We start from the raw sequence: 13,845 nt of genomic DNA, 5'->3' as shown, positions 1-13,845 counted from the left end.
CGCGATCACGACTTCGTCTCCGCGGCGCCGGAGGCCGGCTTCGCGGCCGGCGCCGAGACGATCACCTGGTCGCCGTTCGCGAGCGCGTCGCTCGGGTTCGTGACGAGGCGGTCGTTCGGCGTGAGCGGGCCGTCGACTTCGAGCGTCTGCCCGATCGTGCGCACGACCGTCACCTGCTTCAGGCGCACCTGGCCGTTCGCGTCGACGGTCGCGACCGTCGGGCCTTCGCCGCGGAACAGCAACGTATTGGCCGGTACCTGCAGGCGGCCGACCGGCGTCATCGGCAGCGTCGCCTGCACGTACGCGCCGGGCAGCAGCCGGCCGTCCGGGTTCGGCAGCGTGATCTCGATCTGCAGCGAGCGCGTCGCGACGTCGATCGCCTCGGACGTCCGCGTGATCGTCCCGTCGAACGTGCGGCCCGGCAGCTCGGCCTGCGCGACGCTCACGTGCTGGCCGACCTTCACCTGCTGCGCGTACGCCTGCGGCACCTGCACGTAGAGGCGCAGCCGGTCGGCCTGCACGACCGTGAACAGCGAGCGGCCCGCGTTGCCGGAGCTGACGAGATCGCCGACGTCGACGTTGCGCTGCGTGACGATCCCGTCGATCGGGGCGACGATCCGCTGGAAGCCTTTCAGCTCGGTGAGGCGGCGCATGTTCGCGTCGGCCGCGGCGAGGTTCGCGGTGCCCTGGTTGAACGCGCCTTGCCGGTCGTCGAGTTCCTGCTGCGAGACGGCATCGCGCTGGCGCAACTGCTGCGCGCGGTCGAACGACGTCTTCGCGAGCGCGAGTGCGGCTTGCGCCTGCTGGCGCTGAGCGGTGGCCTGCGCGAGTTCCTGGTTCAGTTCGGGCGTGTCGAGTTCGGCGAGCGTCTGCCCTTGCTTCACGTGCGCGCCGATGTCGGCCTGCCAGCGCAGCACGTAGCCGCTCGCGCGGGCGTAGATCGGCGCCTCGACGAAACCGCGCAGCGTGCCGGGCAGCGTCAGCTTGCCGCCGGTGGCCGCATCGACCGGATGCGCGATCGTCACGTACTGGCGCGTGTTCTGCTCGGCGACCGCGTCGAGCCGGTTGCGGTTCAGCACGTTGACGAAGACCGTGCGCGCGGCGCCGGCGGCCAGCAGCACGCCGATCACGACCAGGACGATTTTCCCGCGTCGCGATACCGACGTGCGCGTCGGCAGGTGCATGCCGTGTTCGTCCACCTGGATGCCGACGGAGCTGTGATGTTTCTCTTCCATGAATTCAACCAAATCAACCGGGTAGTGGGACGAAAATCAGTGTCCGGCCTGGCGCGCGCGCCGGCGGGCCAGCCGTGCATGCACGCCGCCGAACACGAGCGGCACGAACAGCAAGGTCGACACGGTCGCGAACAGCAGCCCGCCGATCACCGCGCGGCCGAGCGGCGCGTTCTGCTCGGCGCCTTCGCCGAGACCGAGCGCCATCGGCACCATCCCGATGATCATCGCGAGCGCCGTCATCAGCACCGGCCGGATCCGCGTCGCGCCTGCTTCCAGCGCGGCCGTGAGCGGCGGCGCGCCGGCCTCGAGGCGCTGGCGCGCGAACGACACGACCAGGATGCTGTTCGCGGTCGCGACGCCTACCGTCATGATCGCGCCGGTGAGCGCGGGCACGCTCAGGTGCGTGCCGGTGATGAACAGCATCCAGACGATGCCGGCGAGCGCGGCCGGCATCGCGCTGATGATGATCAGCGGGTCGAGCCACGACTGGAAATTGACGACGATCAGCAGGTAGACGAGCACGATCGCCATCGCGACGCCCGCGCCGAGGCCGATGTACGACGTGCGCATCGTCTCGATCTGGCCGCGCATCGTCAGCTCGGTGCCGCGCGGCAGCGTCGCGCGCGCATCCGACACGATGCGGTCGATCTCGCCCGCGACCGCGCCGAGGTCGCGGCCTTCGACGCTCACGTACACGTCGATCGCCGGGCGGATGTTGTAGTGCGTGATCACGGCCGGGTTCGCGGTGCTGCGCACCTGCACGAGGTTGCCGAGCAGTTGCAGCGGCATGCCCGTGCGGCCGCTCGCCGAGATCGGCGTGCCGAGCAGGTCGTCGACCGACGCGATGCTGTATTGCGGGGTCTGGATCTGCAGCGGGTACTGGACACCGGTGCGCGGGTTGATCCAGAACGACGGCGTGGTCTGAGAACTGCCGGACAGCGAGATCAGCATGTTCTGCGCGACGTTCTGCGCGGAGAGGTTGAGCTGCTGCATGCGCGTACGGTCCATGTCGGCCAGCAGGGTCGGCTCGTCGTTGCGTTGCAGCACGTGCACGTCGACGGCGCCGGGGATTTGCCTGATCTTTTTCATCAGGCTGCTCGCGATAGTCATGTTACTCGCGAGATCGTTGCCGAGCACCTGCAGGTCGATCGCGGCCGGTTGGCCGAAGTTGAGGATCTGCGTGATGATGTCCGACGGCTGGAAGAAGAACTCGACGCCCGGGAAGCGCTCGGGCAGCACCGTGCGCAGCGCCTGCACGTAGTGCTGGGTCGCGCGGTGGCCGGGCTTCAGCGCGATCAGCAGCTCGCCGTCGAGCGTGCCGATCGTGCCGGCGTTGCTGTACGACAGGTTGATGCCGCTCACCGGCAGGCCGAGGTTGTCGACGATCGCGCCGAGTTCGTCGGGCGGCACGGTTTCGCGGATCACGCGCTCGACCTGGTCGGCGAGGCGCGCGGTTTCCTCGATCCGGTAGCCGGTCGGCGCGCGCATGTGCAGCCGGATGTTGCCGGAATCAGCATTCGGGAAGAAGTCGCGGCCGAGCACGAACACGAGGCCCGTCGACAGCACGCAGAAGCCGAGGAAGCACATCGCGTAGAAGCGGCGGCGCACCAGCAGGATGCTGAGCAGCACGATGTACCACGCACGCAGCCGCTCGAACGCGTTGTTGAACGCATGGTGGATGCGCGCGAAGCGCGACGTCGCATGATCGGGGCCGGTGCTTGCCTGCTGCGGGCGGAACAGCAGCATCGCGAGCGTCGGCACCAGCGTGCGCGACAGCACGTACGACGCGAGCATCGCGAACACGACGGCTTCCGCGAGCGGCACGAACAGGAAGCGCGCGACGCCCGTCAGGAAGAACATCGGCACGAACACGATGCAGATGCACAGCGTCGACACGAACGCGGGCACCGCGATCTCGCCGGCACCTTCGAGGATCGCGTCGTGCAGGTTGGTGCCGAGATGCAGGTGCCGCTCGATGTTCTCGATCGTCACCGTCGCGTCGTCCACCAGGATCCCGACCGCGAGCGCGAGCCCGCCGAGCGTCATGATGTTGATGGTCTCGCCGAGCGCGGACAGCGCGATCAGCGACGTGAAGATGGACAACGGGATCGAGATCGCGATGATCAGCGTGCTGCGCCAGTTGCCGAGGAACAGCAGGATCATCATCGCGGTCAGCACGGCGGCGATCAGCGCCTCGTGGATCACGCCCTGGACGGCTGCGTTGACGAACACCGACTGGTCGAACAGCGGCGTGATCGTGAGCCCTTCCGGCAGTGTCGGGATCACCTTCGGCAGCAGCGTCTTCAGGTCCGACACGACCTTGAGCGTCGACGCGTCGCCGCTTTTCAGGATCGAGATGAGCACGCCGCGCTGGCCGTTCTGGCGCACGACGTTGGTCTGCGGCGCGAAGCCGTCGCGTACCGATGCCACCTCGCGCAGGTAGGTCGTCGCGCCGTTGACGGTCTGGACCGGCAGGTTGTTGATGTCGGCGATGGTGTCGGCCGACGCGTTCGTGTCGATCCGGTATTCGGTCTGGCCCATCTTCGCGGTGCCGGTCGGCAGCACGAGGTTCTGCGCGTTGACCGCGTTGACGATGTCGGCGGGCGTGAGCCCCTTCGCGAGCAGCGCCTGCGGATCGAGGTCGATCGCGACCACGCGAGAGCGGCCGCCGTACGGGAACGGGATCTGCACGCCCGGCACCGTGATCAGCTGCGGGCGCAGGAAGTTGAGCGCGATGTCGGCGAGCGACTGTTCGCTGAGCGTCTTGCTCGACAGCCCGAGCTGGATCACCGGAATGCTCGATGCCGAATAGGTGATCACGAGCGGCGGCGTCGCGCCTTGCGGCATCTGCCGCACGATCGCCTGCGCGGACGAGACCGTCTGCGCGATCGCCGTCTGCACGTTCGCGCCCGGTTGCAGGAACACTTTCACGACCGCGATGCCGGGCAGCGACGTCGATTCGACGTGCTGGATGTTGTTGACGGTCGTCGTCAGGATCCGTTCATGCACGGACGTGATGCGGTTCGTCATCTCGGTCGCGGAGAAGCCGCTGTAATTCCAGATGACGCTGATCACGGGAATGTTGATCGCGGGCAGCACGTCGACCGGCGTGCGCATCAGCGCAAGCGGGGTGGCCAGCACGATCATGATGGCCATCACGATGAACGTGTAGGGGCGCTTGAGCGCGAGATTGACGATCCACATGGAGGCAGCGGGACAGGCGGTGATCAGGCGTGGGTAAATGGAACCCGAATGATAGGCGTCGGCGTGGAACGGGTTACTGTCGCGAAACTGGCGGAATTGTCAGGTTGGGGCGCGGCGGTCGATTGCCGATTCAGCAGAGGAAACGCAGCGCGGCGCGACGGCCGGCAAACGGCCGTGATACCGGACGGGCAGGCTGCGTCGGCGGCGATTCCGTTCATCGGCGCGCGCTCAGATCTGCTCGATCCCGACGCGCGCGAGCGCACCGAGATCGACGACGTCGATCTGGTTGTACGCGAGCCGCAGCGCGCCGAGCTTCTCGAGCTGCTGCAGCGCCTGATTGATCCGCTGCCGCGAAACGCCGACGAGCATCCCCAGTTCCTCCTGCGAGATCGACAGCGACGGGCCGGTGTCCGGGTACAGGTCGGGGTTGAAGAGTTGCGCGAGCGCCTGCGCGACGCGCGCATCGACGTCGAGCAGCCGGCTGTTCTGGATCGACGCGATGAATTCGCCCATCCGGTTGTTCAGCTGGTGGATCACGAAGCGCGTGAACGGCAGGCTGGTGTCGAGCAGCGCATGGAACGTGTCGACCGGCACGAACAGCACCGTCGAGCGCTGGATCGCGACGACTTCATACTTGCGCAGTTCGCGCTTGATCACGCTGCCTTCGCCGAACCAGCCGCCCGACGGCACGCCGGAAAACGTGCAGCCGCGCCCCGACGCATTGAAGATCGCGAGCTTCAGCAGCCCACGGTGCACGCCGATCCAGTATTCCGACGGCGCGAGGCGATGGGCGATTACATCGCCGGCCTCGCACTGCTCGACGCGCGACTGCGCGAGCACGAGCGCCTGGTGCTCGGGTGCGAGCGTGCGGAACCATGCGCACTGGCCGAACAGCGAGGCCAGCGCCGGCAGCGGGCCCGGTTCGGAAAGCGCGTCGGCCGGGTGGGCGGGCGCGTCGGGCGGTGCAGCGAGTGGGTCGTGCATGGGTGCGGGTTTGCGAGGATAGGGATAACGCTCGGCGCGTGAAAGGCACTCTGTCGTTTCGATGACAGACGGCTCACAATAGCGCCCGTTAGGCTGTCGGCAATTGAACCACATCAAAACGATCCGGGGTGGATGCGCCCCGGTCGACAGGACACGGGAGACAGGATCATGACGCAGATGTTCGAGGCCGGACTCGGCCGCCGCGACGCGAATTACGTGCCGCTCACCCCGATCGACTTCCTGGTCAGGACGGCCGAAGTCTACGGCGATCGCCTTGCCATCGTGCACGGCGACGTGCGGCGCACCTGGGGCGAGACCTACACGCGCGCGAAGCAACTGGCGAGCGCGCTCGCGCGGCTCGGCGTCGAACGTGGCGACACGGTCGCGGCGATGCTGCCGAACATCCCGGCGATGGTCGAGGCGCACTTCGGCGTGCCGATGGCCGGCGCGGTGCTGAACACGATCAACACGCGGCTCGACGTGGCGACGGTGCTGTTCATGCTGCGTCATGGCGAGGCGAAGGTGCTGATCGTCGACACCGAGTATGCGGAGTTCGCACATCGCGCGGCGCTCGAGGTGCCGGGCCTGAAGATCGTCAGCGTGGCCGATGCGATGCCGGCAGACCCCGCGCGCTTCGCGGGTGCGACGGATTACGAGGCGCTCGTCGCAAGCGGCGACGCCGATTATGCGTGGACACCGCCCGCCGACGAATGGGATGCGATCGCGCTGAACTATACGTCCGGCACGACCGGCGACCCGAAGGGCGTCGTCTACCACCATCGCGGCGCGTATCTGGCGGCGATCAGCAACATCCTCGAATGGGACATGCCGAAGCACGCCGTCTATCTGTGGACGCTGCCGATGTTCCACTGCAACGGCTGGTGCTTCCCGTGGGCCGTCGCGGCGCGCGCGGGCGTGAACGTCTGCCTGCGCAAGTTCGACGCGAAGACGGTGTTCGACCTGATCCGCCGCGAACGCATCACGCACTACTGCGGCGCACCGATCGTGCAGAGCGCGATCGCGAACGCACCGGCTGAATTCCGCGCGGGCATCGACCACACGGTGCACGCGATGGTCGCGGGCGCGGCGCCCGCGCCGGCCGTGATCGCGAAGATGAAGGAGATCGGCTTCGACCTGCTGCACGTGTACGGGCTGACCGAGGTCTACGGCCCGGCGACCGTGTGCGCGAAGCAGTCGCACTGGGAGGAACTGACCGACGAGGACCGCGCGCGGCTCAATGCGCGCCAGGGCGTGCGCTATCACCTGGAAGCGGGCGCGACGGTGCTCGATCCCGACACGATGGCGCCGGTGCCGGCCGACGGCGAGACGCTCGGCGAGATCATGTTCCGCGGCAACATCTGCATGAAGGGCTACCTGAAGAATCCGAAGGCGACCGACGAGGCGTTCCACGGCGGCTGGTTCCATACCGGGGACCTCGCCGTGCTGATGCCGGACGGCTACATCCGGATCAAGGATCGCAAGAAGGACATCATCATCTCGGGCGGCGAGAACATCTCGAGCATCGAGGTCGAGGATGCGCTGTACCGGCATCCGGCGGTGGCGGTGGCGGCCGTCGTTGCGATGCCCGACCCGAAATGGGGCGAGGTGCCGTGCGCGTTCGTCGAGCTGCGCGAAGGCGCGAGCGCGACCGAGGAGGAGATCGTCGCGCATTGCAAGCAGCTGCTCGCGGGCTTCAAGGTGCCGAAGGCCGTGCGGTTCGGCGAACTGCCGAAGACGTCGACCGGCAAGATCCAGAAATTCCAGCTGCGCAATGCAGTCGGGTCGGACAAGGCGATCGATCTGGCGGGCGACGACAAGAAGTAGGTGATCGGCCCGACCATTTCGGCCGTTTCGAAAGTGCTGCCCGATTTGCCGCGTTAGCGAGCATCATGTATCGCAATCGGGCGGCATCACGCGAATTGAAGGTGAGAGGCGATGCTGAACTTTGTTCACGCGAACGAGATCACCAGCTTTTTCCCGCAGGCCGCCGCATATTTTCGCAACGTCGAGAACGACGGTGAATGCTTGTCGCTGGAAAGCGATGCCTCCAGACGTGACACGGCGGATGCGGTGGTTCCCATACGTTCGGCAACCTGCGCCTGGGTGAGGCCGGCATCCCGACGAGCGGCCAACAGTGCGTCGAGTGCCGTGAATTCCTCATCGAGCGCATCATAGGCCGCCTTGACCGCCGGATCGGCGAGCAGACGTTTCGTATCGGCTTTCGTGTGCTTGACCGGTGCATACCGGTCCTCGTGCTCGCGAGCAGGGCGTACGGCTTTAGCCATTGTGTACCTCTTTCATTCGGTTACGAGCGATGCGTAATTCACTGTCCGGCGTTTCCTGAGTCTTCTTGACGAAGGAGTGCAGGACAACGATATGCTCACCAACCTCCATGCAGTAGAAAACACGCCCGATACCTTCGCGGCCCTTCGGGCGCAGTTCAAAAAGACCGCCGCCCATTGCCCGCGAGTGTGGCATGCGAAGGTCGGCCCCGTACGACTCCATCAATTCCAGCAGTCTCAGATAACTGGCGAGAATTCCTGGCGGCAGCTCGAACACATCGCGTTTGACACGTTCGCTGTAGTAAGTGACGGTCCAATTCATCGGTGAATGTTAGCAAATTTGCTAACTCCGGGCAAGGCATGCGTCGGGTCGGGGCTGGGTGGAGGTGCGTGCAGAATGGGCGTCGCGACGTGTTGCTCACTGCGTAACAAGCCACGCAACAACCAGATACCGGGCGACCTTCGCGACGGTGACGATCGCGAGGAACGACGGTAGCGGCTCGCGCAGCACGCCGGCGATCATCGTCAGCGGATCGCCGATCACGGGCGCCCAGCTCAGCAGCAACGACCAGCGGCCATAGCGCGCATACCAGCGCTCGGCGCGCGCGAGCGCGGCCGGCTTGACGGGAAACCAGCGGCGCTCGCGGAAGTGCTCGATGCCGCGCCCGAGCGCCCAGTTGATCACGGAGCCGGCGACGTTGCCGATGCTCGCGACGAGCACCAGCGCCCACACGGGTTCGCGCCCGGCGAGCAGCAGGCCGGCGAGCACGGCTTCGGACTGGAGCGGGAACAGGGTCGCGGCGACCATCGACACGGCGAACAGGCCGCCGTAAGTGAGCAATTCGGACATCGCGCGATTGTACCGGGCGCGCGCCGGCCAACCCGGGGCACAGGGTCACACGTTCATGCGGTCAGGCGTTCATGCTGCGTCGACCGTGCCGAACAGCAGGTGCGAGATCAGCGACTTGTCGACCGGTTCGTCGTTGAGCGTGCTGGCCAGCAGTTCGCCCGCGAGCTGCTGTGGCGAGAACACCATGTCGGGCTTCAGCAGGCGCAGCCGTTCGAGGTTGCGCTGGTGATTCACGAGCGCGACCGTGCGGACCGATGCCGCGATCTCGCGGATCGCGAGGATGATGAAGGCGTTTTCGGCGTCGTCGGAGCGCAGCGCGAGCACCGCACGCGCGGTCGCCGCGCCGGCGCTTTCCAGCACCGCGTGGTCGGTCGCATCGCCGACGATCAGGTCGGTCGACGCCGGATAGTTGTGCTCGACGCCGGCCGGCACGATGACGGTCACCGCGTAGCCGCGCTTGCGCAGCCCGTCGTGCACCGCATGCGCGACGGGTGTCGCGCCGACGATCAGGTAATGATGCTTGCGGATCACGTTCGAAAGGCCTCCCTTGACGATCCGTTTCAGATTGCCGCCGATCACGGGGCCGACGACCGCGCTGATCGACGTCGCGAACACCGTGATGCCGAGCACGATGATCGACGCGGTGAACAGGCGGGCGGTCGGCGCGTGCGGAACGATGTCGCCGTAACCGACCGTCGACATCGACACGATCGAGAAATAGACGGCCGTGGCGAGATCGTGGACGGGCGGCGTGAATTCGTCGCCGAGATACAGCACGCCGAAGGTCGCGTAGATCAGCAGCGACACGATGCTCAGCAACGCGAACAGGCTGCTCGCGGCGACGCTCGCGCGGTCGAAGTGCCGCCAGTAATACAGCAGCGCGACGGCCAGCACGGCCGTGTACACGAACACCCCGTGACTGCGATAGCCGCCGAGCACGCTGATCGCGGCAGCCGCGACCAGCAGCAGGATCGACAGCACCCACGCGACGCGGGCGCGCAGCACGATGCCGATGGCCATCGTCGCGAGGCCGGCCGCGACGACCACTTGCGGCAACACGACGAGCCCGGCGTTGTCGACGAGGTTCAGCGCATCGGCGAGCCACGCGTGATGCACGCCGAGCCTTGCATGCTCGACGACGGGGCGCAGCACCATGAGCGCATCGAGCGCGAGGAGGAGGGCGAGATACCAGTGCAGGCCGATCGGCGCGAACAGGCGCCGCAGGCGGGTAGTGAGGGGCTTCATCCAGTCGCCCGGCTGGCCGGGCATGTCCAACGAAACAGCCGCTACCCTAAAGCATTCGGCGATTGCCTGCTTTTTAGAGGGCCATGGCGGCGGCCGCGATGAAGCCGGCCGCCCGGTCGTTCAGTTCCAGCCGACCATGATTGCGCCCATCCCGACGAGCAGGCCGCCCGTCACGCGATTCATCGCGCGCATCCGCGCCGGACGCTGCAGCGCGCGGCTCAGCCGGTGCGAGAACAGCGCCATCGACGCGACGCCGCCCGCGAACAGCACCGCGAACGTCGCCGCGAGCAGCAGGAACTGCTGATTCAGGCTCCAGTCGGCGCTCGGGATGATGAACTGCGGAAAGAACGACGGGAAGAACAGCAGCGTCTTCGGATTGAGGCCCGAGGTCGCGACGCCGCGCCAGAACAGCGCGCGGTGCGAGTCGGTCTCCGGTGTCGCCGGCCCGGTCGTTGTGGCGGGCGCGCCGGCCGGTGCACGGCTGAGCCATTGCTTGCAGCCGAGCCAGACGAGGTAGGCCGCGCCGGCCCAGCGCAGCACGGTCAACGCGCGCTCGTCGAGATGCACGAGCGAATTCAGGCACAGCGCGGTCAGCGCGAGTTGCAGCAGCACGGCGAGCGTGCCGCCCCAGACGCACGGCAGCGCGCGGCGCCAGCCGGCGCGCAGCGCCTGGTTCATCGTGAGGAGGTTGACGGGGCCGGGGGCGTAGACGAGAACGGCGGAAGCCGCGAGAAACGAGAGGTAAAGCCTGAACGACATGACGGGTAGGGCAGGAACAGGAACATGGGCGCCGAAGCCGCGCGGCCGGATAGGCGCGCGGACGGCGGGGAATCGCATGCCTGCTGGCCGGCACCGCAACTCGTGATTGCGGCCATGCGTCCCGGTGCGAAGGGGTTGTCGCGGGGAGCGTGCCGGACAACAGGCATGGGGAAAATATATCAAGGGGCCGGATTAAAAGGCTTCCGCTTTTCCACACAAACCGACACAAATCCGGAATGTCGTTCAGATAGAATCCCTGTTTTCAGTAGAAGATTCCTCCTGCCATGGCCACACGTGAACGCTCGCCGAAAACGCTCGACAGCCAGGACCGCAAAATTCTTGGTGCACTGCAGAAAAATGCGCGTCTGTCGAACGCCGAACTGGCCGAACAGATCGGCATGTCGACCACCGCGTGCTGGAACCGCACGCGGCAGCTCGAGGTGGACGGCTACATCGACGGCTACGTCGCGCTCGTCAACCAGCGGAAGCTGGGCTATGCGGACATCGTGATCCTCGAAGTCACGCTCGATCGTCACGAGGATGACGCGCTTGCCCGCTTCGGCGAGGAACTCGCCGCGCTGCCCGAGGTGCTCGAGGCCTATCTCGTGTCGGGCGAGTACGACTACTGGATCAAGGTCGCGGTGGACGGCACCGCCGGCTACGAGCGCTTCCTGCGCGAAAAGCTGTACAAGATTTCGAGCATCCGTCACAGCCGCTCGATGTTCGCGCTGCGCTGCATGAAGGACGTGCCGTCGATTCAGGTGTGATGAGGGCGGGGATGAGCACGCGGCCGTCGTTGAAGCGACGGCGCATGTGATTGCGCGTTTGCGCGGAGAAAGCCGGCAATCGGGCGAGGGGCAACGCGTACGGCGCGGTTCGGCGCCCGGGCCGCCAAGACGGATGAATCTTCCGTCCGTGACGATCCGGCGTACTCGCGCGCCGGCGAGATAACGGCTGCCCGCCCGGGCAACCGGCAGACAAAACCGCGCCGATGTTGATCGGCGCCGGCATCAGGTTTAAAGCAACTTCAGAGCGACTTCAACGCGCGTCCGATACGGGGAGCGCATGCCACGGGACTACCCGGCCTGTTTCCAGTGACTTGCCATGCAACCCGTTGCCCGACGCCGCGGCCTGATGGCGCGCGTCCGGGCAAGCGGATCAGGCAGGACATCGTTTGGCCAACCGGCTGGCGGCCGGCCATTCCACGTTCAGCGCGGCAGGCGTGCGTGCGCTTCAGCGATGACTTCGCAGTTCTCGAGGTGGAGTGCCCACGCTTCTGCAATCAGCTCGCCCATACGTGCGAGCCAGCCAGCGGATTCGGTGGAACGGTCGGAGATGTTAGACGTTTGCATGACGAAGCCCCATATAGGTGGCGAGTTAGGGATAACCCTAATCATAGCGAAATGCCTCCGCTTTGTGAAATGCGATTTCGTTATATGAGAATTACTGACAATTTGTGTTGCTGCTTCGCAACATGAATATCGGCTGCCTGCGCATGCCTCACAGGCGTAACGAGGCCGTGCCTGCACGGCCATCGCATGGGATGAGAAAGGGGAATTCGAGTGGCGGGGAGGATGCCGGAAGCGGGCGGCGGCTTACCGGCCGATCCACCCGAACCGCCACGACAGCCGCCGCGTCGCGGCGAGCAACGCTTGCGCGAGGTCACTGTCCGGCCCGCGCGGGAAGCCGCGCGACGAGCCGATGATCGCGATCACGAGCCGGATGCTGCCGGTGTGATCGAACACGGGCGCGGCGACCGTCCCGATGCCCGGCACCGGCGCGTCGAACGCGAAATCGAGTTCGTCCACGCGGATCGTCGCGAGCCGTGCGCGGAAGGCGTCGTCGGCCGGCGCGGCGACGTTGCCCGCGAGGCGCACGGGTTCGTCGGCGAGCAGGTCGGCCAGCACGTCGTCGGACATGCCGGCCGCGAAGATTCGTCCGATCGCCGTATTGACGAGCGACATCACCGTGCCGACCTGCAGGCTCACGTGCTGCGGCCGCGCCGATTCCTCGAGGCGGATCACGGTCGGACCGAGCGGCCCGAGCGTCGCGGCTGCCACGCTCATGTCGGTCGCGCCGGCCAGCGCGACGATCTCGGCTTCCGCGTCGCGCGTCGGCGACACGCGTTGCATCGCGATCAGGCCGAGCGCTTGCCCGAGCGGGCCGCCGCCGAAGCAGCCGGCGTCGTCGCGGCTCAGCAGGCCGATCTTCTGCAGGCTGACGAGATGCGGAAAGGCCTTCGCGGCCGGCATGCCGGCTGCCGCCGCGAGATCGCGCAGCGGCAGCGCGCGGCCCGCCGACACCAGCGCGAGCAGCAACTCGCCGGTGCTGTCGAGCGCGTTGATGCCGCGCTGCGTCTTCGCATCGTCTGCCAGCGCGGGCGGCACGCGCGGGGCGGCCGGGGCCGGGCCGGATGCGGGCGGCGGTGCGTCGTGCGCCGCGCCGAGCGATGCGGTGGCCTGCCGTGCCGCGTCGCGCAGTGCCGCCGCGATCGGGCCGTCCCAGTCGACGTCGATCGAGCCCGTCGAACCGATTACCGTCAACGCGAGCTGCAGCTTGCCCTCCGCGTCGAACACCGGCACGCACATCGCGCTGACGCCGGGGCTCGGCAGGTCGACGCCGCGCTCGATACCGCGTGCGCGGATCGCGTCGAGTTCCGCCTGCGGCACGCCGGCGTCCGGCACGGGCTGCTCGGCGCCCGCGAGCGTGGCACCCGCGCCGGCCTGGCTGGCCGCCATCGCATCGAGTTGCGCGGGATCGCCGAACGCGCGGAACACGCGGCCGGTGGCCGTCGTGTCGAGCGACATCACCGAGCCGACGTGCAGGTTCACGTGCAGCGGATAGCCGCCGTGCTCGATACGCACGATCGTCGGTCCGAGCGCACCCGCCACCGACAGCGCGACGCTCAGGCCGACCGCTTCCGCGAGCCGCGCCGCGTGCGGCAGCGCCGCGCGGTAAGCCGGCTGGCGCTCGATCGACATCAGCCCGAGCCGCAGCGACAACGGGCCCGGCTCGTAGTTGCCGGTGATTGCGTCGCGCTTCACGAGCGCGAGCCGCGTCAGGCTGACGAGATAGGTGTGCGCCTGCGCGGTCGACAGGTCGGCCGCCGCGGCCAGCTCCGACAGGCCGAGCGGCTTGCGCCGGCGCGCGAGCGCGTCGAGCAGCCGGCCGCCGACCTCGACACTCTGGATTCCGCGCTGCGCCTTGGGCGGCGCGTCGTCTGCGCTGACTTCGTGGTTCTGCACGCGATGATTCTTCCGTTGACGAAACCCCGCATGGTATCCGA

Annotated in this window: 12 protein-coding genes; 2 read left to right on the top strand and 10 right to left on the bottom strand. The window is 67.2% G+C overall.

Going from position 1 to position 13,845, the window contains the following annotated elements; genetic code table 11:
* Nucleotides 1–5: 5 nt before the first annotated feature.
* The 3 genes from BCO18175_RS20325 to BCO18175_RS20315 all read right to left on the bottom strand — a co-directional run bounded on the left by BCO18175_RS20325 (nt 6) and on the right by BCO18175_RS20315 (nt 5,423).
* Nucleotides 6–1,235 (bottom strand): efflux RND transporter periplasmic adaptor subunit, encoded by a 1,230-nt coding sequence (locus BCO18175_RS20325; protein ID WP_174983502.1) that lies wholly within the window; start codon nt 1,233–1,235, stop codon nt 6–8.
* A gap of 36 nt (nt 1,236–1,271) precedes the next feature.
* The gene (locus BCO18175_RS20320) at nt 1,272–4,439 is read right to left on the bottom strand and encodes an efflux RND transporter permease subunit (RefSeq protein ID WP_174983500.1); all 3,168 of its coding nucleotides are present in this window, start codon (nt 4,437–4,439) and stop codon (nt 1,272–1,274) included.
* Nucleotides 4,440–4,667: 228 nt separating this feature from the next.
* The gene (locus tag BCO18175_RS20315; RefSeq protein ID WP_174913646.1) at nt 4,668–5,423 is read right to left on the bottom strand and encodes a Crp/Fnr family transcriptional regulator; all 756 of its coding nucleotides are present in this window, start codon (nt 5,421–5,423) and stop codon (nt 4,668–4,670) included.
* A 168-nt stretch (nt 5,424–5,591) separates the two neighbouring features.
* On the opposite strand from BCO18175_RS20315, the gene BCO18175_RS20310 reads away from it, so the two are divergent.
* Nucleotides 5,592–7,247, top strand: a complete 1,656-nt coding sequence (locus BCO18175_RS20310; RefSeq protein ID WP_174983498.1) for an acyl-CoA synthetase — start codon at nt 5,592–5,594, stop codon at nt 7,245–7,247.
* A 125-nt stretch (nt 7,248–7,372) separates the two neighbouring features.
* On the opposite strand, the gene BCO18175_RS20305 is transcribed toward BCO18175_RS20310, so the two are convergent.
* The 5 genes from BCO18175_RS20305 to BCO18175_RS20285 form a co-directional block, all read right to left on the bottom strand.
* The gene (locus tag BCO18175_RS20305; protein ID WP_174983496.1) at nt 7,373–7,708 is read right to left on the bottom strand and encodes a helix-turn-helix domain-containing protein; all 336 of its coding nucleotides are present in this window, start codon (nt 7,706–7,708) and stop codon (nt 7,373–7,375) included.
* Complete coding sequence (locus BCO18175_RS20300; protein ID WP_174983494.1) at nt 7,701–8,027, bottom strand: type II toxin-antitoxin system RelE/ParE family toxin; 327 nt, start codon at nt 8,025–8,027, stop codon at nt 7,701–7,703. Before BCO18175_RS20300 ends, BCO18175_RS20305 begins: the two co-directional genes overlap by 8 nt.
* Before the next feature lie 96 nt (nt 8,028–8,123).
* Nucleotides 8,124–8,555, bottom strand: a complete 432-nt coding sequence (locus tag BCO18175_RS20295; RefSeq protein WP_174983492.1) for a YqaA family protein — start codon at nt 8,553–8,555, stop codon at nt 8,124–8,126.
* Nucleotides 8,556–8,624: 69 nt separating this feature from the next.
* On the bottom strand, nt 8,625–9,800 hold the full coding sequence (gene kch, locus BCO18175_RS20290) for a voltage-gated potassium channel protein (RefSeq protein ID WP_174983491.1): 1,176 nt from the start codon (nt 9,798–9,800) through the stop codon (nt 8,625–8,627).
* Between the two features lie 120 nt (nt 9,801–9,920).
* Nucleotides 9,921–10,559, bottom strand: a complete 639-nt coding sequence (locus BCO18175_RS20285; RefSeq protein ID WP_174983489.1) for a LysE family translocator — start codon at nt 10,557–10,559, stop codon at nt 9,921–9,923.
* Nucleotides 10,560–10,843: 284 nt separating this feature from the next.
* Here BCO18175_RS20285 and BCO18175_RS20280 point away from each other — a divergent pair, with 284 nt between their 5' ends.
* Entirely contained in the window at nt 10,844–11,326 is a 483-nt protein-coding gene (locus BCO18175_RS20280) for an Lrp/AsnC family transcriptional regulator (RefSeq protein WP_021159229.1), read from the top strand.
* Between the two features lie 441 nt (nt 11,327–11,767).
* Here BCO18175_RS20280 and BCO18175_RS20275 read toward each other — a convergent pair whose 3' ends face one another.
* Together BCO18175_RS20275 and BCO18175_RS20270 are read right to left on the bottom strand one after the other, a co-directional pair.
* Nucleotides 11,768–11,911: a hypothetical protein gene (locus BCO18175_RS20275; protein ID WP_241020352.1), complete on the bottom strand. Its 144-nt coding sequence runs from the start codon at nt 11,909–11,911 to the stop codon at nt 11,768–11,770.
* A 243-nt stretch (nt 11,912–12,154) separates the two neighbouring features.
* Nucleotides 12,155–13,804, bottom strand: a complete 1,650-nt coding sequence (locus BCO18175_RS20270; protein WP_174983487.1) for an IclR family transcriptional regulator — start codon at nt 13,802–13,804, stop codon at nt 12,155–12,157.
* Nucleotides 13,805–13,845: the final 41 nt, after the last annotated feature.

The sequence above is a fragment of the Burkholderia lata genome (genome assembly GCF_902499335.1).
In the GTDB taxonomy this organism is placed as follows: domain Bacteria; phylum Pseudomonadota; class Gammaproteobacteria; order Burkholderiales; family Burkholderiaceae; genus Burkholderia; species Burkholderia lata_B.
Note: the sequence above shows the minus strand (reverse complement) of the source record. Positions and strands in the feature narration are given on the sequence as shown.

Bases quoted from the DNA above. Each gene is read 5' to 3' on its own strand.
- BCO18175_RS20305 (WP_174983496.1), bottom strand. From the start codon at position 7,708: ATGGCTAAAGCCGTACGCCCTGCTCGCGAGCACGAGGACCGGTATGCA.
- BCO18175_RS20280 (WP_021159229.1), top strand. From the start codon at position 10,844: ATGGCCACACGTGAACGCTCGCCGAAAACGCTCGACAGCCAGGACCGC.
- kch (WP_174983491.1), bottom strand. From the start codon at position 9,800: ATGAAGCCCCTCACTACCCGCCTGCGGCGCCTGTTCGCGCCGATCGGC.
- BCO18175_RS20310 (WP_174983498.1), top strand. From the start codon at position 5,592: ATGACGCAGATGTTCGAGGCCGGACTCGGCCGCCGCGACGCGAATTAC.
- BCO18175_RS20315 (WP_174913646.1), bottom strand. From the start codon at position 5,423: ATGCACGACCCACTCGCTGCACCGCCCGACGCGCCCGCCCACCCGGCC.
- BCO18175_RS20275 (WP_241020352.1), bottom strand. From the start codon at position 11,911: ATGCAAACGTCTAACATCTCCGACCGTTCCACCGAATCCGCTGGCTGG.
- BCO18175_RS20320 (WP_174983500.1), bottom strand. From the start codon at position 4,439: ATGTGGATCGTCAATCTCGCGCTCAAGCGCCCCTACACGTTCATCGTG.
- BCO18175_RS20295 (WP_174983492.1), bottom strand. From the start codon at position 8,555: ATGTCCGAATTGCTCACTTACGGCGGCCTGTTCGCCGTGTCGATGGTC.
- BCO18175_RS20325 (WP_174983502.1), bottom strand. From the start codon at position 1,235: ATGGAAGAGAAACATCACAGCTCCGTCGGCATCCAGGTGGACGAACAC.
- BCO18175_RS20300 (WP_174983494.1), bottom strand. From the start codon at position 8,027: ATGAATTGGACCGTCACTTACTACAGCGAACGTGTCAAACGCGATGTG.
- BCO18175_RS20285 (WP_174983489.1), bottom strand. From the start codon at position 10,559: ATGTCGTTCAGGCTTTACCTCTCGTTTCTCGCGGCTTCCGCCGTTCTC.